Origin of the sequence: Argonema galeatum A003/A1 (genome assembly GCF_023333595.1) — a bacterium.
GTDB classification, from domain to species: domain Bacteria; phylum Cyanobacteriota; class Cyanobacteriia; order Cyanobacteriales; family Aerosakkonemataceae; genus Argonema; species Argonema galeatum.
Genome location: NZ_JAIQZM010000001.1, coordinates 429,979 through 454,924 on the forward strand (window position 1 = coordinate 429,979; position 24,946 = coordinate 454,924).

Sequence of the window (24,946 nt, forward strand, 5' to 3'; positions counted from 1 at the left end):
ATATCATACCGAAATTCAGGTACGTAGTTGCGCTAAAGCGCTCTTGAGGTACGTAGTTGCGCTTTAGCGCTAAAACGGATCGGGGGAGGGCGAAGCATGAGGGCAGAAAATCTAGGGTTTGAGTGAGAGATTGTGGCCCGAATGCGGAGCCCCTACAACAACGCAAGTCAGTCATCGTTCCGTCAAAACTCAGACAAATTGAGATATTTTGCAGCTTAGATGTCAGTCAGTGCGATCGCATTTTTGCTAATGGATAGAAAAGTGCGATCGCTTCTTCGCCCCTACCCACAATTAGGATGACTCGATTGGTGTTCTAGATGCTGCCATACTCTTTCCGGTGTCATCGGTAATTGAGTTAATCTGATACCAGTAGCATGAGCTACCGCATTTGCGATCGCAGGTGCAGTACAATTAGTACAAATCTCCCCAATTCCTTTCGCACCAAAAGGCCCATAGGGGTCGGCTTTTTCTACTAAAAAAACTTGCATCGGCGGCACGTCTAAAGCGGTGGGAAGTTGATAAGTACGCAGTCTTGGATTAAGTATTTTTCCTTGTTCATCTATTCGCAGTTCTTCGGATAAAGCATAACCCAATCCCATCACCATTCCGCCAATTGCTTGACCATCACAAATTCTGGGATTAATTGCTTTGCCGATATCAATTGCTTGGATGGAACGCAAAACTTTAATATGTCCTGTTTCGGTATCGACTTCTACTTCAACTCCCTGCACTGCAAAAGTCATCGAACATTTATCAGCGGCATATTCTAATTCTGCTTCTAATGTTTCGGCTTGTTGAGCTATTTCTAAAAGAGATATTTCTGCGGTTGGCGATTTTACCTTTTTATCGGCTAAAACTAATTCTTGCGATCGCAATATTTTAGCCGCTAATTCCAGTATCTTATCTCGCAATTTATGCGCGGTTAAATTCACGGCTTGACCGGAAATGTAAGTAGTTGCGGAAGCGTAAGAACCAGCATCATAAGGTGTGTTTTTGGTATCACCCGCAATCAGTTCAATATCAGCAACAGAAACGCCAAGCACTTGAGCCGCAATTTGTCTGAGTGTGGTATCGGAACCAGTACCAACATCGATCGATCCGGTTCTTAGTTCATATTTACCATCTGCTTTTAAAGCTAATTTAACGCCAGCAGCATGGATTTTGGCTAAACCGCTTGCTTGCATGGCAACGGCAAATCCAAACCCGCGTCGCAGATGACCGTTTGCTATTGGTTGCATACCCGGAATATAGCCAAGTGCTTGACTAACTTTCTCAAAACATTCAGAAATTGCATAACTGCCAATTACGTGAAAATGGTCATCGCCTGTACTTCCTAATGTCAGGACATCATCTGCACTAATAATATTTTTTAATCGCAATTCCAGCGGGTCTATATTTAGTCTGTGGGCAATTTCATCTAATTGAGATTCTACAGCAAAGCTGCCTTGAGTTGTACCATATCCGCGAAAAGCTCCCGCTGGCATGGTGTTAGTATAAACTGCATTACCGATAAATCTTTGATTGGCGCAACGATACAAACCGAGAGGGAAACAACCCGTGAGATAAACCACTGTTGTAGCGTGATTTCCGTAAGCGCCAGTATTGGAAATTGCTGCCATATCTTGAGCTACAATAGTACCATCTTTCTTAACTCCGGTTTTGAGTTTAATTTTCATCGCATGGCGGCTATTCGTGGCGGTGAATTCTTCTGTGCGGGTGAATTCCCATTGCACGGGACGACCTGTTTTTAGGGTTGCCAAGGCGCAAAGGTCTTCTGTAAGAATCTCTTGTTTGTTTCCAAATCCGCCGCCTATTTTCGCTTTGAATACTCTGATTTTGTCTTTTGGAAGATTGAAGATTTTAGAAAGTAATGTTTGACAGTGGAACGGTACTTGTGTGCTGGAACGAATTACCAGGGTTCCGTCTTGGTCTAGCCAACTGGTGCTGATATGTGGTTCTAAGTGTACGTGCTGAACTGCTGGTAAATTATAGGTATTTTCGATAATTAAATCTGCTTCTGCAAATCCTTGTTCGATGTTGCCTTTTTCTAAGATAACTTTTCCGGCGATGTTGCGATCGCGTTCTGGTATTTGATACGATTCAGGCTCATCGTGAATTACCACATCCGGTCGATTCATCGCTTGCTCTGGGTCGATGATATGTGGTAAAATCTCATAATCCATTTCAATTAAATGACAAGCTTGTTCGGCAATTGCGACAGTTTCAGCGACGACAGCAGCAATGCGATCGCCTACAAATCTTACTTTATTATCTAATAAGTAATGATCTAGAGGATCTGGTTGCGGTTCGGCGTGTCCCGCTGTCGTGTAGGGAATTCTCGGCACATCTTCGTGGGTGAAAACAGCATGAACTCCTGGGATTGCTTTGGCTTTGTCGGTGCGAATTTGGCGAATGCGTGCGTGAGGATAAGGAGAACGCAATACCTTTAAATGTAATAAATCTGGTGGGGTGTAATCTGCAGTATAAACTGGTTTACCCGTGACAATTTCTACTCCATCTTGTTTGGGAATACTTTCTCCCACCGAATTTTGGATTTTAGATTTTGGATTTTGGATTGAGTATGCTTCAGTTTTAGCCTCGTTCCCAGGTTGAACCTGGGAACGAATTTCGCAAGGCTCTGCCTTGGTTTCCAGATGAGCAGTACCGCAAGAAACTAAGGATTGACAACTGAGAATACTATCAATAATTGCTTGATAACCAGTGCAGCGACATAAATTTCCTTTCAAAGCTGAACGAATTTCTGCTTCCGATTCACAATTCAGCTTTGTTGCAGTCATAATTACGCCAGGAGTACAAAAACCGCACTGAAAACCCTGCTTTTCTATAAAAGCTTCTTGCATCGGTGACAACTTTCCATCAGTTGCTAATCCTTCAATTGTGGTGACTGATTTATCCTCAATTCTTATAGCTGGATAAATGCAACTATGAATTGGTTTTTCATCTACCAAAATGGTACAACTGCCGCAATCTCCAGATTCGCAAACGCGATGCACTCCATACCAACCGAGATGGCGTAATAAACTCAATAGGCTAGTTCCCGGTGAGATAGATTCGGTGTAAGTTTGTCCGTTAACTTGGAAGATTATGGATTCTGACATAATATTTCTTCTAGCGATCGCTGCATTAAAATTTGCGTAACTTGTCTGCGATATACTGCACTTGCCTTGTCATCACCTATAAATTCCGAAATGGGAATTTGAGATAACAAAGCTTCTGAAAGTTCTGCTGATGTAGGAATATTAGAAAACTCTATCAAGCGCGGTGCGGGAAAGCAAGCACCCAATCCAAACCGCACTTGTGATGATTGAGGATGGTAAGCTGTCACGACAATTGACGCCGCATAACCGGATGTGGTAATAGCGATGCGTTTAAAGTTAACAACCCATTCCAAGTTAGGCAAAGGAATCGAGATTTTTCGCAAAACTTCTCCCGGTTGGAGGATAGTTTTTTGCGCCCCAGTTTGGAATTCTAAAGCTGAAACTTGATAACTTGAACTACTCTGGTTGAGTATTTCGTAATTTGCACCCAGCGCTACCATTACCGGGGCAAAATTACTGATAGGTAAAGCCAGACAAATATTGCCTCCGACAGTAGCTATGTTGGTTACTTTAAAGGATGCTAGATGATGAACTGCGCTTTGAAGTGCTTTTACCGACGTCCAACTTTCGGGGTAAGAAAAGGTTAATAATTTCTCCATTTTGCACGTGGCACCAATTGCCAATCCCTCTGGCGTAACTTCAATTTCTGACCAATCCAATTTCTCTAAGTCTACTAACACTTTAAGATGGGGTTGGGGTTCAGAAAAAAGCCATGTGCCGCCAGCCAGCCAAGCCCATCCCGGTGACCAGGTTTCGATCGCTTGTAAATTTGTTGGACGTAAGTAGGTTTCGATATTAGGCAAATCCATTAATTTACCCAGTTTTAGTTAATTTTAATTTACCCGACAAGTTAAGTAAGTTAAACAGGATACATTTTGTCTAACTGTAACAAAGTTTGTAGCAAGACATTAGCTCCTTGGCTGCATTGTTCTGGTGAAGTATATTCTAATTCGGAGTGACTGATTCCCGCAACACTTGGCACGAAAATCATGCCCATGTCAGTGAAGCGACCAATTTCTTGTGCATCGTGACCAGCCCGACTGGGCAGATGGTAATAACTTAATTGTAACTGCTGACAAGCACTGGCGATCGCATCTTTTATCTGCGGCTTTGCCAAAGTTGGTTCTACGCGCAAAGTCCGTTCAATCGCAATTTGGGTTTTACTACTGTCAGCAATTACCGATAATTCTTGTTTCAATTGCCCTACTAATTCATCTATATGAGATTGATAAATATCGCGGATATCTAAGCTCATCTCAACTTTGCCCGGTACAATATTGGCAGCATTAGGCCAGACATTAAAAGAACCAACTGTTGCTACCTGAGAACCAGAATTTTTATTACCCAAATTATTCACAGCTAAAACAACTTGAGCGGCAGCGACGAGTGCATCTCGTCTCATGTGCATGGGTGTTGTTCCGGCATGATTGGGGCTGCCTGTAACGGAGATGGCATAGCGATGTTGACCGACAATTCCCTGCACTACACCTATTTGTTTATCAACATTTTCTAGCACTCCTCCTTGTTCGACGTGCAACTCTATATATGCAGCTATTTCAGATTGACTGCGGCGAGCTGTGCTAAGCTGATTCCAGTTGCCACCAATCCGTTCTAAACAAGTTTTAATTGAGGTGCGATCGTCACGATGATAATATTCTGTATCTTTGATAGTATTACCAGACATTGCCTTGGAGCCAATCATACTACTTTCTTCGTCTGTAAATACAATTACTTCTAGAGGATGGATTAATTTGATGTTATTTTCTTGCAGAACTCGTACAACTTCAATTCCTGCTAAAACGCCAAGCGTGCCATCATAGCGTCCCCCTAATGGAACGGTGTCAATGTGCGAACCAGTTGCCAAAGCTGCTGCTTTCTGTATTTGTCCGGGATAAGTGGCAATCATGTTACCCGCAGTATCAATTCGCACCGTCATACCAGCTTGGGTCATCCATATTTTAATTAATTGACGAGCTTGCAAATCTTCGGTACTGTAAGCAATGCGTCGCACGCCGCCATTGGGTCGTTCGCCGATTTCCGCTAAGCGATCGATGCTATGGTTGAGGCGATCGCTATTTACTAAGAGGACTGATTTTATCGTCATAGGTAAACCTCGAAGTTAATTTATTATAATCTTTAAATAGATTGAATAAACACCTGAAAGTAAAATGGAATCGAAACGCTTCTTCATTTGTGGATCTGCCCTACGCGGTCAACCGGATCATCAAAATCTCCAATCGGCAAAGTTTATCAAGGAGGCCGTTACCCGTCCCAAATACCGAATACACGCTGTAGAAAACGATTGGCATCCCGCTGTCTATGAAGTTGAAGAAGGAGGTATTGCTATTCTGGGTGAGGTATACGAGTTGACGGGGGAACAATACGATTACTTACTTTCTACGGAACCTCCCAATTTGTATGCAGGAAAAATAGTTTTAGAAGACGGCGAAGAAGTTACCGCCATGCTTTACCCGCAGGAGTTAGTGGAACAATATCAGTGGCCTGATATTTCTCATTTTGGTGGTTGGGCAGCTTATAAAAAATCAAAACAGTAGTTGCTTACCGATGGGAACTTAATTGTGGTTAGAGCGGACATTATCTGCGTACATCTAGTCTATGCCAATAATCATGCGATCGCCAACTAAAATCATAGCCTTCATCGCTCTTTTATTTTCTGTGCAAACGCCTTTCCCGCCCACCTTTTCAGCCTCATTGTTTACAATCCCGGTACAGGCTGAAACTTTAGTCGATCGCCAAGCAGAAGCAGACCGATTGCAACAGCAAGGGTTTGAACAAGTACAGAAAAACCGTCAATTTGATGCGGCTTTGGAGTCTTGGCAAAAAGCACTGACTATCTACCAGGAAATTAAAGACCGCCGAGGTGAGGGACGGAGTTTGGGAAATATTGGATATGCTTATTTTCTTTTGGATGATGAGGACAAAGCGATCGAATACCTTGAGCAAGATTTAGCGATCGCACGCGAGATAAAAGATCGCCAAGAGGAGGCGGATGCTTTGGGAAATTTAGGAACTGTTTACTATTCTCTGGGTAACTATACAAAAGCAATTGATTACCATCAGCAAAGTTTGGCCATCCAACAAAAACTTAAAAACCGCCGAGGGGAGGCACTTTGTTTGAACAATTTGGTAACAGCTTACCGTTATCTGGGCGAATATGCCAAAGCGACTGAGTACGAACAACAGAGTTTTGCGATCGGGCCAAACCAAGAGGAAGCGGCTGCACCTACACGCCTCTGGCAACTATTCAAAATAGTTGAGAGATATGGCAATGTTTAGCACTTAGCTGAAAAGGTTTTTTTGGATATTTTTAACCACAGATGAACACAGATGAATGGATAGAATTTTTGATTGACACACTGACCGCTAGGCATAATTTTTATGGTTGGTATGGATGTTGTTTAATCCAATGTTCGGCAATATCAATCCTGCGACAAATCCAAACTTTATCGTGTTTTTGTACATAGTCTAAAAATCGCGCCAATGCTGGTGTTCTTCCCGGTCGTCCCGCCAGTCGGGTATGCAATCCAACTGACATCATTTTCGGCGCTATTTCACCTTCTTCGTAGAGAACATCAAAGGCATCTTTGAGATAAGTAAAGAAGTCATCGCCGCTGTTAAATCCAGGCGCCACCGAAAATTTCATATCATTATTATCGAGAGTGTATGGAATCACAAGATGGGGTTTATCTTCGACTTTCACCCAATAGGGCAAGTCATCATTATAGGCATCGGAATCGTATAAAAATCCGCCTTCTTCTACTATTAAACGCCGTGTATTTAAACTCGGTGCATAGCGACAATACCAACCCAACGGACGGCTACCAGTGGTTTTTTCCAGGGATTTAATGGCACGCTGAATATGTTCGCGTTCCTCCTCTTCACTCAACAGGTGATGCCCAATCCAGCGCCAACCGTGGCAGCAGACATCGTATCCAGCCTCAACGATCGCACGTGCCGCTTCTGGATTGCGCTCTAAGGCCAGCGCAGCACCAAAAACGGTAATTCTGATGTCGCGATCGGCAAACAAACGCATCAGCCGCCAAAACCCCGCGCGACTGCCATATTCATAAACTGATTCGACGATTAAATCCCGATTTCCTGGCCCGATCGATGCACCGGGAACTTCCCACAAATAAGTTTCCGAATGGTTATCGCCATCGGGGATAGAATATTCGGAACCTTCTTCGTAATTCATCACGATTTGTAAAGCAATGCGGGCATCTCCCGGCCATTTTGGATGGGGTGGATTGGCACCGTAACCGACCAGATCGCGGGGGTAAACTGTAGTCATCGTCACTTCCTCTTTTCGTAGTTTTTGTTACAGTTATCTGGTGAAAATTTCAAGATGCTGGTTTTTTATCCTAAAGGAAATTTGCAGAGGAGTATATAGTGGGCGCAGAAATTAGCTACGGCAAAGAACAAGTTACGCTTTATCGCACCTATGCCAAACCGATGTCGGGGTTAACAGCAATTCCTGAGTCGGCGTTTTCTGAGAAAGAAAATATACTGTTTGCTGTGGATGTTGGTGTGGAGGTGCTTGGCGATAATTTTTTGCCAGCTTATACTGAGGGCGATAACAGAAATGTGGTCGCTACCGATACGATGAAAAACTTTGTTTTGAAACAAGCGATCGCATTTGGTGGTTCCACTCTAGAAGGTTTTCTCGATTTCCTCGGCAAACAGTTTTTGGCAACTTATCCCCAGATGTCATCCCTGCGGATAACGGGAAAAGAACAACCTTTTAATGCGGCGTCTGTTCCTCAAAATGGTACTTTTGTAGATAGCGGCGTGTTGTTTAGTAGGTCACATAATGATTATGCGATCGCAACTTTAGATTTCGATCGCGATGGAGAAGATATCAAGATTATATCTCACGAATGCGGTCGCGTTGGATTTCAGTTAATTAAGATTACCGGAAGTTCATTTGCCAGCTTCGATCGCGATGGATATACCACATTGCCAGAAAAAAGCGATCGGCCTTTGTTCATCTATCTGGATGCCAACTGGAAATATGGGGATGTAGAAAATGCGATCGCACCCGACTTATCCCAATACATCGCACCCGAACAAGTACGCGATCTCGTCCAAGTTGTCTTCCATGAATTTGTCAGCAAATCAATCCAACATCTCATCCACGAAATGGGCATTCGACTGCTAAATCGCTTCCCCCAAATGGCAGAAGTTTCCTTTACAGCTCAAAATCGACTTTGGGATACAGCATTTGTTTCAGAAGAAAACGAAAAAATCAAAGTTTATTGCGATCCGCGACCGCCTTATGGAATGATCAAGTTAAAATTAAGCAGAGATTAATCAAATATGGCCGGTAAACTCACTACTCATGTACTCGATACAACTCAGGGTTGTCCCGCAGCAAATATGGAGATAGAACTGTGGTTGCTTACTCCACACTATGAGGGTAAAAAACTGTTAAAAACAGTGCGAACTAATAAAGATGGACGCACCAATGCACCGTTACTCGCTGAGGGTGAGTTAGAGGTAGGAGTTTACGAGTTAATATTTGCAGTGGGCGAATACTTTAGTTCTCAGTCAATTAAAACTCCTCAACCGCACTTTCTCGATCGCATTCCCATTCGGTTTGGCATTGCGGATATTCACGCTCATTATCATGTACCATTGCTAACATCTCCTTGGGCGTATAGTACCTATCGCGGTAGTTGATTGGTAGACATTTTGAGTCAAAGTTTTTTGATTAAACCACAGATGAACACAGATGAAGATTAGAACTTTTACAGGAAATATAGTAAAACGATGAAGTACCAAATAGACGTACTCAATCAAATGAGTCAACGAGATTTTGTCGAAGCTTTGGGCGCAATTTTTGAGGATTCACCTTGGGTAGCTGAAAAAGCGTATAACAAACGACCTTTTGCAGATTTAGGATCGCTGCATCAAACAATGGTGGGAGTGGTGCGAGATGCAAGTTTAGATGAACAACTGGTATTAATTCGATCGCATCCAGATTTGGGAAGTAAACTAAAAATGAGCGAATCTTCCGTGCAAGAACAAGCTGGTGCTGGATTGGATAGGTTAAGTAGTGAAGAGTATGAAAGATTTCAGTCGCTTAATCAAGCATATCAAGAAAAATTTGCCTTTCCTTTTATTATTGCGGTGAAAAATCATACTAAAGAAAGTATTCTGGATGCCTTTTCTATGCGGTTGCAAAATAGTAGGGAAGCTGAAATAGAAAGCGCTTTGCAGGAAATTTATCAGATTGCTTGGTTTCGTTATTTTAATTGAAGCTGTTTTGGATTATAGCGGTTCTCAAGTAAGTGAGGTACGTAGTTGGGCTTTAGCCCTCTTAATTTAGTGGTTATATAAGCTGTCAGTCATACCTCATCTACCTTATAAGGGCTATAGCTGAAATTTCGTTTTTTTTTCAATTTAGATATTGTGCCAATTGCAACGCCCACCAGCAATATCTGTCAGATCACCAGCCCGCCAGTCCGCCAGCCCGCCAGTCCGCCAGCCCACCAGCCCACCAGCCCGCCTGGGGTTCAAACCCCAGGTTAATAGCGAAAGTCCACTGAAGTGGACTGAGTGATAAGAAACCCGGTTTCTTGAAGAAACCGGGTTTCTGGGGGTTTTCAGTCGGTTAAAACCGACTTTCGCTATGAGACAGGGAATTGATTCCCTGTCGGGCTAGGTGGAAAGAAACCGGGTTTCTGGGGGTTTTCAGTCGGTTTTAACCGACTTTCGCTATTAGACGGGGAATTGATTCCCGGCGGGTTGTAAGCGAAGCCATTGACAACGTAAGCCGAAAAATTTACTTCTGATTTTTCAATTACCACCGCGTAATGTATTATTCATCCTCCAATTGCGATAGGTTGGGTGTCACGTCTGCGAAACCCAGCCTAAAATCATTTTAACTAATCTTTTCGATTGTTTTTTCTATCTCAATCCGGTGCTACGAACGATAACTTGATTACCTCTCCTAACTATTAATGTTGAGGGTGCGTTACCGTTTTCAGTCATAGGAGAACTAACAACATAAAAATATTCTCCATTACGCCAAGCCTTTGTACAAACTCCCTCTCTGCAACTGACTTTACCGTTTCTTAAAGAGATACAGCGATTTCTAGTATCGCAGCCTCGATAAGTTAAATTCCCCGTTCCGTTTACACCATTCCAAGAATCTTCATTGCCAATATTTATCCTCCATTGTCCATTCCTTAAAACTGTATTGGCAAGAGTTGGAGATGTGAATGCGAAAAACGCGGTGGCGATCGAAGTCAGGGCGATCGCAGGAATTAAGCACTTGTTTGTAAAGGTTTTTAATTTCATAATCGAATTGGTGACACTACTTTTAAAAGTAACCCAAATTTTAGCTATGGTAATTCACCCATTGTAAGTATTTTTGCATAAGGGTACGTTGTTGCGCTTTAGCGCACTTATTACAACTGGGATAAGAGCGCTAAAGCGCAACAACGTACCTAATTGGGTTGATCAGCCGATTAGACAGGGAATTGATTCCCTGTCAGGCTATCTGTCTTAGATCAATTTGTCAATCGAACCATTGAACCTGTTTATATCGAACTTGCCAGTAACTCCAGCTACTACACCTGTTTCTGTATATTGCCATAACGTCCAACCTTTTCCTCCCCAGTTATTAGCCGGAACAAGAGGCTGAGGCTTATCTGTATAGTGTGCAATCCAAAGCCGGTACGCAGTGAAAACTTCAGAGTTATTCATGAATTCCTGCCAAAAAGAGTTACTGGTATAAATGATGGGTTTGCGTCCCGTCACCTGTTCTACCTTATGCAGGAACTTTTGCACCCTGTCAATACGTTGGTTGAAAGAGATAGTTTTCCATTGCTTAGCCACAGATTCGGGAAATTGTTCCAAATCCACTACTGGAGACAAGTCACTCAGTTCCAGATTGCCAAGCGTTTTCAGGAAGTTATCTGCCTGTTGTTCGCCAGTTTTCAAGGGGCGGAAAAAATGATATGCGCCGCGAATAATACCAGCTTGTTTCATTTGTAACCAATTGGTCGCAAAAGTTTGGTCTACGAAGTCACCACCCTCAGTTGCCTTGGCAAAAGCGTAGGAGATATTCGCTTTCTTAACAGCCTGCCAATCTACAATTTTATTGTGCATGGAAACATCAATGCCAATAATTCTGGGATTGAAGACTTCGACAGGTGCGTCTAAAATTGCTGACCAAGTGTTTTTAGCAACAATCCCATCAACCTCTAGACCCTTACCTTGCTGAAAATGCTTAACCGATTTCTCTGTCCCTAGTCCGAACTTTCCATCAATATTGTCTCCGAAAAAACCCAATTTTGTTTGCAGCAGCTTGACGTCATCTTGCAATTCGGGAAAGTCAATTCCATCTCCCCGACGGAGAATAGGCAGTTTTGTGGATACCATTTTTCAATTCCTCGGTTTAATTGTGAAAAACTTGCTTGATAAGTAGGTAAGTAAAACAATAATTTTCATGATTATTTTTTACTTACCTACTGTGACAATCGATTAAACTAACAGTGCGACTGGGTTATAACAAACCCATCCTCTTAAGCGTTACTAGCCCCACAACACCATCAGCAATCAAATCCTTGTCTTGTTGAAACTTCTTGATTGCGGCATCAGTAGTCGTACCAAAGAAGCCATCGGCATTAAGATTGAAATTCATCTTAATTAATGCCTGCTGAAGTTCGCGCACGTCTTCTCCTTGCATCAAGGGATCGGTTAGTCGCAGCACCCTCCTGAGAGGATTGACGGAAGATTTATCTCCCTTAGAAAAACCTTCTATGGGTGACTCACCCAGTCGTGCCAAAGTCATAGGGCCAACATCACCGTCCACTGTCAGAATGCGATCGGGATTGTTTAAGTTCCAGAGTTTTTGGAAAGCTTTGATAGCGGCAATCTTGTAACTTTGAGCATTAGGATTACCTTCTCCTCCGAAAGAGAAATGTACGGAGTCACTAGGGCCAAACCATTGCCAACCGTACTTTTTGAGGTAAGGTTTCCAACCGTCATGGTCTTCAATATCCAATGCCAAACCGCTTTGGTGATTGCTTTTACCTACAGGGGCTACCTTGGGAATGCCGAGCCGATCTTTGTTAATGAACAGAAAGAATTGCTGGGCAATTGTGCGATAAGCTGAGTTAACAACAAGCGTTTGATCGCGTTCGTTAATAGCACGTTGCAGTGCTGCTTTAGCATCTTTTTGTAGCAAAGGCCAAACCGCATTGCCACCTGCTACCACATTTAGATCTGTAAAACTGACAAGCGGGTTGTTCGGAATTAAGAGGTTTACCTGAGCGATAATTTGCTTGTCGAGTTGGCTAACTATGCTAGTTGAAGAGCCGGGAGCATTTTTGAGCATCATAATTAATTTCTCCAGAAAAGTGTTTGTTGTAAAAAGTACGGTGCTTACTGCCTCAAGAAAACAAGTTTTATCAAGTATTTTTTGAAGCATTCGTTTCAAAATCGGATTTGTTCGGGCCTGGGAAACCATCTGGGGTAAAGACAGGGGATTCTGCCTGAACCCGTCCGGCTACAGTTGCACCAGTCGTAGCCAGAATAATCACGATGTTTACGGTGTGTTGTACCGAGAGTTCGTGTTTGCTAACTGCATCGCCTATAATAGGAGCGATCGCTGCTAACGCTGTTAATGCTGCACCCCAGAAAGTTTTGCTCTCAAAGATGCTTTTGGCGTTATTGTTAGGGAATGTTGGTTGGTTAACTGTGTTCATTTGATTTCGACCAACTCGTTTGGCTGATGTATTAAATCTAATTCTGTTTTTTTGGTTGTGCAGTGAGAAAAAGTAGTAAATAGTCACAAGGTTTTGGAGAAATAAACTGGGTTAAACTCACCCGAAAAGGTGAGCGTAGTAATAAAAAGTAAGTTAAGATTAGAAAAAGACTTTAAAACTCTATTAATAAAATGACTATTGACGAAGCTCTAGGTATCGTAGATAAAGTTCTGAACCCAGAAAAGCTCAATGATGTTCAAGAGCAGATATTTCGCGGCTCTTGGGAAGGAAAGACCTTTCCGGAGATAGCAAAGGAACTCGGCTACGATTCCGAACACATCAAGAATGTTGGTGCCAAGTTATGGAAAATCCTCACTCAAGCTTTTGGGGAGGAAGTAACTAAAGGTAACTTTAAGGCAGTTTTGAGGCGCAGGAAGGAGCTAAACCCAGATCCACGCCCCGTAGAACCTATCCCGCCTCCACTACCTCCCAACCGTTACCAAGATTGGGGAGAAGCGCCGGATGTCGCGCTTTTTTATGGTCGCACCGCAGAACTGGCTACATTAGAGCAATGGATTGTCAACGATCGCTGTCGTTTGGTGGCGTTACTCGGCATGGGGGGGATGGGTAAAACTTCTCTGTCTGTAAAGCTAGCGGAACAGATTCAGGATAAGTTTGAATTTGTCATCTGGCGAAGTCTCCGCAACGCTCCACTAATCGAAGAAGTCTTAGCCAACTTGCTGCAATCGCTTTCCAACCAAGAGGAAACCGATTTACCAGAAAGCGTCAACGCTAGAATATCCCGACTAATTGAATGTTTGCGTCAACACCGCTGTCTGTTGGTATTGGACAATTTCGAGACGATTCTTTGCCCTGGCGATCGGCCCGGAAAATATCGCGAAGGCTATGATGGGTATAGAGAGTTAATCAGACAGGTGGGAGAAACACCCCATTGCAGCTGCTTAGTGCTAACCAGTCGGGAGAAGCCTACAGAAATTGCGCCGTTGGAAGGGGAAGAACTACCTGTTCGCTCATTACAACTAACTGGCTTAAAAGAAGCTGAAGGACGAGAAATCTTTAATCGAAAGGGTTCCTTCATTGGCTCATATAACGAATGGAAAACCTTAATCGAACACTATGCTGGTAATCCGCTAGCTTTAAAAATGGTGGCTCCAGTTATTGAAAACTTATTTGATAAAAATATTTCTGAATATCTAGAAGAAGTTTTAAAGCCAGGACTTGCGGTTTTTGATAACATTCGGCAGCTTTTAGATCGGCAGATGGAACGCTTGTCAGATGCAGAACAGGAGATTATGTACTGGTTGGCGATCGAGCGCGAGGGGGTTTCAATTACAGAATTACAGTTAGATGTTTTACCCCGATGGCGGCCAAAAGTGTTGGAATCGCTGAATTTTCTGAAATGGCGATCGCTGATTGAGAAAAAGACAGACTTGCCAAGTTTTACGCAACAGCCTGTGGTCATGGAGTACGTTACCGAGCGTTTAATCGATCGGGTTTGCCAAGAGATTATCACGGAAAAAATCAATATTCTCAACAGCCACGCTTTAATCAAGGCACAGGCCAAAGACTATATCAGACAAAGCCAAATTAGCCTCATACTCCAACAAGTAGCGGATAGGTTAATAACTATTTGTAGGGGTAAAATTAATGTAGAAAATAAGCTGAATCAAATTATATCAAGGTTGCGAAAAGAATTTCCCCAAGAGCCTGGGTATGCCGCTGGCAATATTCTGAATCTGCTGTGCCAACTGAAGACTGATTTAACTGGTTATGATTTTTCCGAGCTAACGGTTTGGCAAGCTTATCTACAGGGAGTGAATTTGCACGATGTCAATTTCGCTCGTGCAGATCTGTCTAAATCAGCTTTTACAGAAACCTTCGGTAGCATTATGTCGGTGGTATTTAGCCCGAATGGAAAACTTTTAGCAACAGGCGGTGACGCTGCTGAGATTCGCTTGTGGCAAGTTGCCGATGGGAGACCTATGATGACCTGTAGGGGACATACTCATTGGGTATTGTCGATCGCATTCAGTCCCGACGGTCAAACTCTAGCTAGCAGTAGTAATGACCAAACAGTGAAGTTATGGGATGTCAACACCGGACAATGCCTGAGAACTTTGCACGGGCATACCAACTGGGTATGGTCGGTCGCCTTCAGTCCTGATGGTCGAACGCTGGCTTCTGCCAGTTTCGATCGCACTATCAGATTGTGGGATGTTTCTAGCGGTCAGCCTTTGAGAACTTTGGAGGGACATACTAATTCAGTACGATCGATCGCCTTTAGTCCATCTGATGTCACAGGCGAGACGCCTGTGCTACTAGCTAGCAGCAGCGATGACCAAACGGTGCGGTTGTGGGATATTCGCACAGGCGAATGCCTGAGAACTTTGCAGGGGCATACCCACTGGGTCTGGTCAGTTGCCTACAGCCCGGATGGTAAAACTCTGGTTACCGGCAGTGCCGATCGCACCCTCAAATTGTGGGATGCTTCTAGCGGTCAGCCTCTCTTAACTTTGGAGGGACATACTCATTTAGTGCGATCGGTTGCCTTTAGTCCAGATGGTCAGACTCTTGCCAGTAGCAGTCATGACCACACCCTACGCTGCTGGGATGCCAAGACAGGTCAATGCCTGAGAACTTTGCAGACCGATTGGGTACAGTCAGTCGCCTTCAGTCCCGACGGTCAGATCTTGGCTAGCAGCAGTCACAACCAAACGGTGAAACTGTGGAACCCTCGTACTGGTCAATGCCTGAGAACTTTGCAAGGGCAAACTTATCAGGTAGCGTCAGTCGCCTTCAGTCCCGATGGTACGATCCTCGCTAGCGGTAGCAGCGACTCCTCTCTAAGACTTTGGAACGCTCAGTCCGGTCAGTTACTCAAATGTTGCACCGGACATAAAACGTGGGTATTGTCAGTCGCTTTCAGTCCTGAAGGTAACACCCTAGCCAGCAGCAGCGAAACATTAAAATTATGGGATGTTAGTACTGGGAGCTGCCTAAGAACTTTGCAGGGGCATACCAATGTGGTAAGGTCAGTTGCTTTCAGTCCTGAAGGTAAGACTCTGGCTAGCGGGAGTTGGGACAATACAGCAAAGTTATGGGATATCGATACAGAACAATGCCTAAAAACTTTGTTGGGTCACACCGATTGGATTTGGACAGTCACTTTCAGTCCAGATGGTCAAACTCTGGCTACTGGCAGCAGCGACAACACTGTCAAGTTGTGGGATATCGCTACAGGCAACTGCCTAAGAACATTGCAAGGACACACCAGTATTGTTTGGTCAGTCGCTTTCAGTCCCGATACTAAGATCTTGGTCAGCAGCAGCGATGACAATACTGTGAAATTGTGGGATATCAGTACTGGTGAATGCCGCATAACTTTGTACGGACACAGTGATGGAGTAAAGTCTGTTGCCTTTAGTCCTGATGGTAAATTCCTTGCCAGCAGCAGTGACGACCAAACGGTAAGATTGTGGGATATCAGTACTGGTGAGTGTCTCAAAACTCTGGAAGGACACAATGGTCGAATTTGGTCAGTTGCCTTTAGCCGTCAAGGCAAAACCTTAGCCAGCGGCAGTCAAGATAAGACGATTAAGCTTTGGGATGTCGATACGGGTGAGTGCCGAAGAACTCTGAAAGCTGCTGACCCCTATCAGGGAATGAATATTACTGGCGTTACCGGCTTAACTGAAGCTCAGAAAACCACCCTGATATCTCTTGGTGCAGTGGAAGCGTGAAGATTTTTATCCGGTAGCAGTCTCAAGGCCAGTGAAAGCATAATTTGAAAATGAAGTATATAAATGCCCGATTATGACACCTTACCTCCCACAAAATGACGCCGAACCGCAAAAACGACTCGATTGGTTGCAGCGCAATCGTGCAGACTACCAGTTTGACTTAGACTATTTACCTCCTCTGTCCCAGCTCGATAACTTACCCCAGGTAGAAAACTTCTCAGGCAAATATATCGCCGAACGCCTATTAGCCACATCCGAACTTCCCGTCAACAACCTGGCTGTGAATTTGCGATCGCTCTGGGACCCCCTGGATGAACTGCAAGACTACGAGGACTTTTTCCCAGTCCTACCCAGACCGAAAACGATCAAGACCTACCAAACCGACGACTCCTTCTGCGAACAGCGGCTGTGCGGCGTCAATCCTATGGTCTTAACCAATATTAAGCAGTTGCCGCTCAATTTTGTGGAAAAATTGCAAACCAAGTTTGGGTCATCGTTGAACTTACAGCAAGAACTGAATAATGGGAATCTGTATATAGCTGATTACAGTAGGCTTTCGTTTGTGCAAGGAGGCACTTACGAGCGCGGTAAGAGCTATTTGCCGAAGCCGGTGGCCTTTTTTTGCTGGCGAAGTTCTGGCTATAGCGATCGCGGTCAACTTGTACCCGTAGCTATCCAATTTAACCAGGAAAACGGTGAAACGAGCAATATCATTACACCTTTCGATCACCCTTTAACCTGGTTTAAAGCCAAGCTTTGCGTTCAGATTGCTGATGGCAACCACCATGAAATGAGCAGCCATCTGTGCCGCACTCACTTTGTGATGGAACCATTTGCCATTGTTACTGCTAGACAATTAGCTCAAAATCATCCCTTGGGCTTACTGTTAAGACCTCACCTCCAATTCATGTTAGCGAATAATGATTTGGGTCGCAAACGCTTGATCAACAGAGGTGGCTATGTCGATGAATTGCTAGGCGGAACCTTACAAGAGTCGCTGCAAATTGTCAAGAATGCCTATGAAACATGGAGTTTGGATGGGTTTGCCTTGCCGACCGAGATCGAAAATCGCGGCATGGATGACGTGGAAAGGTTGCCTCATTATCCCTATCGGGATGATGGAATGCTAGTCTGGAATGCGCTCCAAAAATTCGTCACCAACTACCTGAAAATTTACTACCAAACGCCGCAGGATGTGAGCCAAGACTTTGAATTACAAGCTTGGGCACAGGAATTGGTTTCGCCGGAAGGTGGACGGGTCAAGGGTATGCGCGATCGCATCGAAACCGTAGAGCAATTGGTTGATATCGTCACCACAATTATCTTCACCTGCGGCCCCCAGCACGCAGCTGTGAACTACCCCCAATACGAGTACATGGCCTTCGTTCCTAATATGCCCCTAGCCGCCTATCAACCGATTACAGAAGATCTTTCCATTCCCGACCCGAAAAGCTTGATGTCTTTTCTTCCACCACCCAAACAGGCGGCTGACCAACTGGCGATCGTACATATACTGTCCGCCTACCGTTATGACAAATTGGGCTACTATGACAATAAGTTCCAAGACCCACAGGCGCAGGCTGCTGTCGATCGATTCCAAGAAGATTTGAACGCAGTGGAACAGGAAATTGATTTGAACAACAAGAAGCGTTTAGTACCTTACATCTACCTCAAACCCTCCCTAATTCCCAACAGCATCAGCATTTAAGAATTTTAAGACTTACGCTTTCTCCCCCCTAGCCCCCCAAATCTGGGGGGAACAGGACTCTTCGCCCCCCAGATTTGGGGGGCTAGGGGGGCAAAATTTTGGTTTTTGCGTAAGTTCTGAATTTTAAATTTTAGATTAAAGAATTGCCAATTGAAAGTAAAATCTAAAATCTAAAATCTAAAATTAGCATAATGTATACAAGTTTACTGATTTTGGCTGTTGCTGGGCTGTTTGCGGGAATTCTGGCTGGATTTTTGGGCATAGGCGGCGGTACGGTGCTTGTACCGTTCTTGGTGGCATTGAACTACACCCCAGTGCAAGCGGTTGGCACCAGTAGCCTGTCGATTTTGATCACGGCGATTTCTGGCAGCATACAAAATTGGCGGATGGGCTTTTTAAGCTTCCAAAAGGTGCTGGCGATCGGATTTCCCGCTGTAGTGACCGCACAAATTGGTACTTACATAGCCACCAACATTCGCCCTTATTTCCTGCTGGTGGCGTTTGGACTGCTGCTACTTTTGAACATTTACTTAGTCAATCTACGCCAGCACCTGACTGCTAAAGAAATTGCCAGCAGCACAGCAGAGGAGGAGGTGAGTAATTCCCCATCAGAAATCCCAAATCCGCATTCCCAGGCAGAAGTTTGGGAACTCACCAAAATCCAAAATTCTGTCGCTAGAATTGCCACTGGGGGTGCAGCAGGCATACTGGCAGGTTTGTTTGGAGTTGGTGGAGGTGTGATTATGGTGCCCCTGCAAATTTTGCTTTTAGGAGAAACTATCAAAACTGCGATTCAGACGAGTTTGGGTGTCATCATCATTACAGCTATATCAGCTTGTGCGGGACACGCTTTGCGAGGCAATGTCTTGCTTTCTGAGGGGCTTATGCTGGGATTTGGTGGCTTTTTAGGAGCCCAAATTAGTACGCGCTTTCTACCGAAGTTGTCAGATGAAATCGTCAGCTTAGCCTTTCGGACTCTGTTGGGGGTTTTATCGATTTATGTTTTCTGGCAAGCATGGCAAAGTTATAGCAAAATAGTTTTGAATTCTTAGCTTAGTTTAAGTTAAGAGATGCTCAATTCAAAACTCAGCGCTCAAAAATTATAACTACTATATGAAACGTCGCCCTAAATTGCTGCGTATTTTTAATCGCGATCGGCCCTTGACACGATCGCGCGATCGCAGCTTGAATGTCATCCGTAAAGGCTCATCGCACTCGCACTGGCGCGACCCCTACCATTTGCTGCTCACCGTTTCTTGGCCTAAATTTATAGCCATAATTTCTCTGTATTATGTTGTCGCCAACGCACTGTTTGCCCTAGCTTATTTAGCGGGAGGAGATTGTATTGAGAATGCCCATCCGGGCTCATTTTCTGATGCTTTCTTCTTCAGCGTTCAGACAATGGCTTCGATCGGCTACGGGGCTATGTATCCGCGCACATACTACGCGAATGTAGTGGTTTCGATCGAAGCACTAGCGGGTTTGATGGGGTTGGCTATGGCTACGGGACTGATGTTCGCCCGGTTTTCCCGCCCTACCGCAAGAGTGCTATTCAGCCGCGTAGCTGCGATCGCTCCCCATAATGGTGTGCCGACACTGATGTTTCGGGCGGCTAACGAACGCCACAACCAGATTTTGTCAGCCGAGATGCGGGTGAGTTTGCTACGCGATGAAGTTACCGCAGAAGGACAAGCTATGCGTCGCTTCTACGACATGAAACTGCTTCGCAGCAAGACGCCGATATTCGCGCTGACTTGGACGATTATGCACCCAATTGACGAGATGAGTCCTCTGTATGGGTTGACCGCAGAATCTCTAGCAGAGACGAATTTGGATCTAGTAGTAACGCTAACCGGACTTGACGAAACGGTTTCGCAGACTATTCATGCTCGCCACAATTTTGTGGCGCAGGATATTCGATGGAATATGCGTTTTGTCGATATCTTTTCTAGGATGCCGGAGGGGAAACTTGCGATCGACTATACTCACTTTCACGACGTAACACCTGTTTGACTCCAAAATCCTCTCATCCAATCCTATGCCCTACAGCCAATTTACCACCATTGGTAAAGCAAAAGCAGCCTTCGGGCTCACAGTTCAGGAGCGATCGCGCTTCCTGCCGTCACTAGGCCCGATCGCGCCTTCGGATGTTTTAGCAGGTACTCTCAAAGAAAGCCTGCCAATTGTTGCGATATCTGGCAGTGAAAAAGCCCGTTCTGAGGGAATTATCTACCCCGTACTTTTAGAAGTGAGGCGAATTCTCGATCATCAAATCAGCCTCTTCTCTGGGGAAGATTTTACAATTGAAGAAGCCGTTGGACTTAACGGCGTTTGCGACTTTCTCCTGACTCGATCGACCGAAGTGTTAGAAATCGAAGCACCAACAGTAGTCATTGTAGAGGCGAAAAAAACAGACTTGAAAACGGGAATTGGTCAGTGCATTGCTGAGATGGTCGCCGCTCAACGCTTTAATCAGACAAAGGACAAATCCATTCCAACCATCTATGGCAGTGTAAGTAATGGCATTCAATGGCAATTCCTCAAGCTTGAAGAACAAACCGTCACCATTGACCTATCAGTTTATCCGCTGCCGCCCGTAGAGCAAATCCTCAGTTTCTTTGTCTGGATGATGCAGTCAGGGTAAATAGCCCGCCTTTTATCCCATCCCTGCTTATTGCAACCCAAGTGAAACAATGGCATCGTTAACTTTCACCATGAGTGTCATCGGATCGATGGCTGAAGCAGTAAACCCACACTTCTCATAAAACCGCTTCGCATCTTCCGAGATGGCGTGTACGAGAACTGCTCGTATCCCTGCAATCTCAGCAGCTTGCAGAGTGCGAAGAATTGCATCTCGCAGCATAGCAGTCATCTAGCTGACTGTTACCAGAATCAAAGTTCTCAATTCGATGTAACGAATTCAGTTTTTCAGGAGGGCGGAGTTCGTCTCGATCTAGATCTAATCCCACGGAGATTTGGTTGTTAGCAATGCCTGTAATTTCTCATTTCGCATAGGTGGTGCATCCAACAGCGCCACAAATTCCTTAAATTTACGCTCATCTAGCCCAAAAAAAATTCGGTCTAGAATCACATCTTGAGCTTTTTGATAAGCTGACTCAAGCATGAACTCCGAGCGACTCTTGCCCTGTATTTCAGCTGCCCGATCAATTAGATCGCGTTGATTTTGCTTAGCTCGGATATTGATCGTTACGTCGCGGGTCTGGCTGACTGACCCTTTACTTCCTGACCCATACATAACCGCTATCCCTTTGAGAGCAACAAAGATACTCTTCTAATTTAAAAGATTTGTATACACATTGTCAATACATCGAGCGAAAATTCCTAATGGTCATTTGCTTTATGCTATAATAACAACTCAAACTTATACGGTTTACCGGCATGAGTTCCTTGACATTAAATCTGGACACCGTTCATCTGACAGACGAGCAATTTTACCAGCTGTGTCAGAATAACCGCGAAATGAAGTTTGAACGCTCTGTACAGGGAGAATTAATTGTTATGTCACCCGTCGGGGGAGAAAGTGGTAATCGGGAATCGGATTTGAATGCCGATTTGGTAATTTGGAATCGTCAAACAAAACTCGGTTATACTTTCAGTTCGTCTACAGTTTTTAAGTTACCGAATGGAGGCGATCGCTCGCCAGATGCTGCTTGGATTCAGCAGTCACTTTGGGAAGAACTCACCCCAGAACAAAGACGCAAATTTCCTCCTATTGCACCAGATTTTGTCATAGAGTTGAGGTCAGCAACGGATGAGCTAAAAATGTTGCGATCGAAGATGCGGGAATACCTCAATGCTGGCGTAAGATTGGGATGGTTAATTAATCCGCAAGAGCAACAAGTCGAAATTTATCGGTTGGGACAAGAGGTGGAAGTGCGAAATCTCCCAACTGAATTATCCGGTGAAGATGTGTTACCTGCATTTACTTTGAATTTAGATCGTTATTGAAGTAAAGTCTGTACAGTGCGTCAGACAGGATAATGTTAGGCGACAAGCCCTAATTTTAAGCTTCTGACGCACCCTACTTAATCTAAAAACTGATCTTCAATTGATTGACATCTGCCTGGGCATATTGTCCTAATTCAATCTTGATAGGTTGAATCTTCCAAATGTCTTGACAATAATCCCAAATCGAACGATCGGAAGAGAATTTCCCCATCCTCGCCACATTTAGAATTGTCATCCGAGTCCAGTTTTCCACATCTAGATAAGCTTGACTGACCAGTTCTTGGCATTCTATATAAGAGCGATAGTCTGCCAAGAGCATATATTCATCGTGATACAACAGGGTATCCAACAAAGGTTTAAACAAATTTGGATCGCCGTGGGAGAAGAAACCAGACGAAATGCGATCGATCGCCAATTTCAATTCGGGATCGGTATTGTAATAATACATCGGATCGTACCCGTGAGCTTTTTTGGCATTTACTTCTTCTTCCGTTAATCCGAATAAAAAGAAGTTTTCTGCCCCCACCTCTTCACGGATTTCAACATTAGCACCATCCAACGTGCCGATAGTTAGCGCCCCATTCAAGGCAAATTTCATGTTACCCGTTCCAGACGCTTCCTTTCCTGCCGTCGAAACTTGTTCGGATAAATCTGCCGCAGGATAAACTCGTTGGGCAAACTTAACGCTGTAATCTTCTAGGAAGACAACTTTCAACCGTCCTCTGACATCTGGATCGCGATTCACTACATCCCCGATCGAATTGATTAGCTTAATAATCAACTTGGCAATGTAATATCCGGGGGCTGCTTTGCCACCAAATAGGAAGGTTCTGGGCGTAATATCAAGTCCAGGATTGGCCTTGATTCGGTTGTACAAGGTAATAATGTGCAGCGCATTTAAGTGCTGCCGCTTGTATTCATGGAAGCGTTTGGCGTGAATATCAAACAGTGAATTTGCATTTACTTCTATGTTGCTTTTCGCTTTGATATAGTTAGCCAAATCTTGCTTGATTGATTGCTTGATATGCCGGAATTTAGAGCGAAATTCTGGATCTTCAGCAAAAGCTTCTAACTGGCGAAGTTCATCCAAATTCTTGACCCAGCCATCTCCAATTTTGCTGTCAATAAGTTCGGACAGTTGGGGATTGCTCAAGACAATAAAGCGGCGCGGGGTGATCCCATTTGTCTTGTTGTTGAACTTCTCTGGATACATTTCATAGAAGTCGTGCAAGACATCTTTTTTGAGTAGTTCAGTGTGTAGTGCTGCGACTCCATTAATGGCAAAGCTACCCACACAAGCTAAATTTGCCATGCGGATGTAGCGTTCGCCGCTTTCGTCAATTAGCGACATTCGCCCGACTCGATCCAAATTATCGGGATACTTGATGCGAACATCGTCGAGGAAACGGCTGTTAATTTCGTAAATGAGTTCGAGGTGTCGGGGCAATAATTCACTAAACAAGCTGAGAGGCCATCTTTCTAAGGCTTCTGGTAATAAGGTATGGTTGGTGTAAGCGAAAGTATGGGTAGTGATGTCCCAAGCTTGTTCCCATTCCATTCCGTGTTCATCGATTAGCAACCGCATGAGTTCTGCAACGGCGATGGAAGGATGGGTATCATTCAGTTGAATGACAAATTTTTCTGGAAATTTTTCCAGTGCAATCTTTTGCCCTTCCATAATCCGAATCATGTCTTGCAGAGAACAAGAGACGAAAAAGATTTGCTGCGCCAGCCGCAATTTTTTACCTTGGGAAAGATTGTCGTTGGGGTAGAGGACTTTGGAGAGATTTTCCGAGGTCATCTTTGCTTGAACGGCTTTGACATAATCGCCAGAGTTAAAGGCGTCAAAATCGAAGGATTCGGGTGCTTCGGCTGCCCACAATCTTAATGTGTTGGCAGTATTGACTTTGTATCCTAAAATTGGTGTGTCGTAGGGTATGCCTTTAACAACTTGGAAGGGAATCCAGCGGACTCGGTAGCGCGATCGCTCGTCAAGATATACTTCTGTATGACCGCCGAGTTTGACTTCTACTGCCCATTCTGGACGGGCTACATCCCAGGGATTACCGTAGCGCAGCCATTTGTCGGTGATTTCGACTTGCCAGCCATCTTGGATTTTTTGCTCAAAGATGCCAAATTCGTAGCGGATGCCATAACCTAGAGAGGGAATCTCTAAGGTTGCCATTGAGTCGAGGTAGCAGGCAGCTAACCGCCCCAAACCGCCGTTGCCGAGTCCTGGTTCTTCTTCTTGTTCGAGTAATTGATCGAGGTCGAGTCCCAATTCTTCAATGGCTTGTTTAACTTGGTCGTAGATACCCAGGTTGATCAGGTTGTTGCCCAGGTGGGGCCCCATGAGGAATTCGGCTGAAAGATAACACACTGTCCGCGAACTGTTTATTGTGTAAGTTTGGGCAGTGTCGATCCAGCGTTTGAATAAGCGATCGCGTACCGTGTATGCTAATGCCATGTAGCAATCGTTTTTCGTGGCAATGCCGGGAAACTTACCTTGCAGATAGAAAAGGTTATCTAAGAACCCCCGCTTGAGCGTTTCGAGACTCAACCCGGTGCGATCGTCTTCTACCTGTATAATCGGCTTACATTCAAAGGCTGGATTTGGTACAGTTTGCATAGCTGTAGATATCCTTTAGGATT

22 protein-coding genes are annotated in these 24,946 nt (G+C 44.4%); 11 read left to right on the top strand and 11 right to left on the bottom strand.

Annotated features, from left to right (window positions below; all coding sequences use genetic code 11):
- Positions 1–281: 281 nt before the first annotated feature.
- Genes LAY41_RS02100 through LAY41_RS02110 form a run of 3 tightly spaced genes read right to left on the bottom strand, consistent with a single transcriptional unit; the run spans position 282 to position 5,223 of the window.
- Positions 282–3,119: a molybdopterin-dependent oxidoreductase gene (locus LAY41_RS02100; protein ID WP_249093566.1), complete on the bottom strand. Its 2,838-nt coding sequence runs from the start codon at positions 3,117–3,119 to the stop codon at positions 282–284.
- Positions 3,104–3,928 (bottom strand): FAD binding domain-containing protein, encoded by an 825-nt coding sequence (locus LAY41_RS02105; protein WP_249093568.1) that lies wholly within the window; start codon positions 3,926–3,928, stop codon positions 3,104–3,106. Before LAY41_RS02105 ends, LAY41_RS02100 begins: the two co-directional genes overlap by 16 nt.
- Before the next feature lie 50 nt (positions 3,929–3,978).
- On the bottom strand, positions 3,979–5,223 hold the full coding sequence (locus LAY41_RS02110) for a Zn-dependent hydrolase (RefSeq protein WP_249093570.1): 1,245 nt from the start codon (positions 5,221–5,223) through the stop codon (positions 3,979–3,981).
- A gap of 64 nt (positions 5,224–5,287) precedes the next feature.
- Between LAY41_RS02110 and LAY41_RS02115 the strand changes: the two genes are divergently transcribed.
- On the top strand, positions 5,288–5,674 hold the full coding sequence (locus LAY41_RS02115; protein ID WP_249093573.1) for an allophanate hydrolase-related protein: 387 nt from the start codon (positions 5,288–5,290) through the stop codon (positions 5,672–5,674).
- A gap of 61 nt (positions 5,675–5,735) precedes the next feature.
- Positions 5,736–6,416 (top strand): tetratricopeptide repeat protein, encoded by a 681-nt coding sequence (locus LAY41_RS02120; protein ID WP_249093575.1) that lies wholly within the window; start codon positions 5,736–5,738, stop codon positions 6,414–6,416.
- Between the two features lie 100 nt (positions 6,417–6,516).
- On the opposite strand, the gene puuE is transcribed toward LAY41_RS02120, so the two are convergent.
- Positions 6,517–7,431: an allantoinase PuuE gene (gene puuE / locus LAY41_RS02125; RefSeq protein WP_249093578.1), complete on the bottom strand. Its 915-nt coding sequence runs from the start codon at positions 7,429–7,431 to the stop codon at positions 6,517–6,519.
- 98 nt (positions 7,432–7,529) lie between these two features.
- On the opposite strand from puuE, the gene pucL reads away from it, so the two are divergent.
- From pucL to uraD, 3 genes are all read left to right on the top strand, one after another.
- Positions 7,530–8,450, top strand: a complete 921-nt coding sequence (gene pucL / locus LAY41_RS02130; RefSeq protein WP_249093579.1) for a factor-independent urate hydroxylase — start codon at positions 7,530–7,532, stop codon at positions 8,448–8,450.
- A gap of 6 nt (positions 8,451–8,456) precedes the next feature.
- On the top strand, positions 8,457–8,819 hold the full coding sequence (gene uraH, locus LAY41_RS02135) for a hydroxyisourate hydrolase (protein ID WP_249093581.1): 363 nt from the start codon (positions 8,457–8,459) through the stop codon (positions 8,817–8,819).
- A gap of 90 nt (positions 8,820–8,909) precedes the next feature.
- A complete protein-coding gene (uraD, locus tag LAY41_RS02140) occupies positions 8,910–9,398 on the top strand; it encodes a 2-oxo-4-hydroxy-4-carboxy-5-ureidoimidazoline decarboxylase (protein WP_249093584.1) in 489 nt (162 codons plus the stop codon).
- A gap of 651 nt (positions 9,399–10,049) precedes the next feature.
- Here the strand turns inward: uraD and LAY41_RS02145 are convergent.
- The 4 genes from LAY41_RS02145 to LAY41_RS02160 form a co-directional block, all read right to left on the bottom strand.
- The gene (locus LAY41_RS02145) at positions 10,050–10,442 is read right to left on the bottom strand and encodes a hypothetical protein (protein WP_249093586.1); all 393 of its coding nucleotides are present in this window, start codon (positions 10,440–10,442) and stop codon (positions 10,050–10,052) included.
- A 207-nt stretch (positions 10,443–10,649) separates the two neighbouring features.
- A complete protein-coding gene (locus tag LAY41_RS02150; RefSeq protein ID WP_249093588.1) occupies positions 10,650–11,528 on the bottom strand; it encodes a GH25 family lysozyme in 879 nt (292 codons plus the stop codon).
- A gap of 124 nt (positions 11,529–11,652) precedes the next feature.
- Positions 11,653–12,489: a peptidoglycan-binding protein gene (locus LAY41_RS02155; RefSeq protein WP_249093589.1), complete on the bottom strand. Its 837-nt coding sequence runs from the start codon at positions 12,487–12,489 to the stop codon at positions 11,653–11,655.
- 70 nt (positions 12,490–12,559) lie between these two features.
- Positions 12,560–12,856, bottom strand: a complete 297-nt coding sequence (locus LAY41_RS02160) for a hypothetical protein (protein ID WP_249093591.1) — start codon at positions 12,854–12,856, stop codon at positions 12,560–12,562.
- Positions 12,857–13,047: 191 nt separating this feature from the next.
- Here LAY41_RS02160 and LAY41_RS02165 point away from each other — a divergent pair, with 191 nt between their 5' ends.
- The 5 genes from LAY41_RS02165 to LAY41_RS02185 all read left to right on the top strand — a co-directional run bounded on the left by LAY41_RS02165 (position 13,048) and on the right by LAY41_RS02185 (position 20,969).
- Positions 13,048–16,617, top strand: a complete 3,570-nt coding sequence (locus LAY41_RS02165) for a WD40 domain-containing protein (RefSeq protein ID WP_249093593.1) — start codon at positions 13,048–13,050, stop codon at positions 16,615–16,617.
- Between the two features lie 73 nt (positions 16,618–16,690).
- Complete coding sequence (locus LAY41_RS02170; RefSeq protein ID WP_249093596.1) at positions 16,691–18,325, top strand: lipoxygenase family protein; 1,635 nt, start codon at positions 16,691–16,693, stop codon at positions 18,323–18,325.
- A gap of 191 nt (positions 18,326–18,516) precedes the next feature.
- Positions 18,517–19,377, top strand: coding sequence for a sulfite exporter TauE/SafE family protein (locus tag LAY41_RS02175; RefSeq protein ID WP_249093598.1), 861 nt, complete (start codon positions 18,517–18,519; stop codon positions 19,375–19,377).
- A gap of 61 nt (positions 19,378–19,438) precedes the next feature.
- Positions 19,439–20,338 carry an ion channel gene (locus tag LAY41_RS02180; RefSeq protein ID WP_249093600.1) on the top strand — a complete coding sequence of 300 codons (900 nt, stop codon included), beginning with the start codon at positions 19,439–19,441 and terminating at the stop codon, positions 20,336–20,338.
- A gap of 25 nt (positions 20,339–20,363) precedes the next feature.
- Positions 20,364–20,969 carry a hypothetical protein gene (locus LAY41_RS02185; protein WP_249093603.1) on the top strand — a complete coding sequence of 202 codons (606 nt, stop codon included), beginning with the start codon at positions 20,364–20,366 and terminating at the stop codon, positions 20,967–20,969.
- 27 nt (positions 20,970–20,996) lie between these two features.
- Here the strand turns inward: LAY41_RS02185 and LAY41_RS02190 are convergent, their stop codons facing one another.
- Both LAY41_RS02190 and LAY41_RS02195 read right to left on the bottom strand, forming a co-directional pair.
- Entirely contained in the window at positions 20,997–21,197 is a 201-nt protein-coding gene (locus tag LAY41_RS02190) for a GNAT family N-acetyltransferase (RefSeq protein ID WP_249093605.1), read from the bottom strand.
- Positions 21,198–21,284: 87 nt separating this feature from the next.
- Positions 21,285–21,581: a type II toxin-antitoxin system TacA family antitoxin gene (locus tag LAY41_RS02195; protein ID WP_249093606.1), complete on the bottom strand. Its 297-nt coding sequence runs from the start codon at positions 21,579–21,581 to the stop codon at positions 21,285–21,287.
- A gap of 143 nt (positions 21,582–21,724) precedes the next feature.
- Between LAY41_RS02195 and LAY41_RS02200 the strand changes: the two genes are divergently transcribed.
- Positions 21,725–22,294, top strand: coding sequence for a Uma2 family endonuclease (locus tag LAY41_RS02200; RefSeq protein WP_249093609.1), 570 nt, complete (start codon positions 21,725–21,727; stop codon positions 22,292–22,294).
- Between the two features lie 82 nt (positions 22,295–22,376).
- Here LAY41_RS02200 and LAY41_RS02205 read toward each other — a convergent pair whose 3' ends face one another.
- Positions 22,377–24,923 (bottom strand): glycogen/starch/alpha-glucan phosphorylase, encoded by a 2,547-nt coding sequence (locus tag LAY41_RS02205; protein ID WP_249093611.1) that lies wholly within the window; start codon positions 24,921–24,923, stop codon positions 22,377–22,379.
- Between the last annotated feature and the right edge of the window lie 23 nt (positions 24,924–24,946).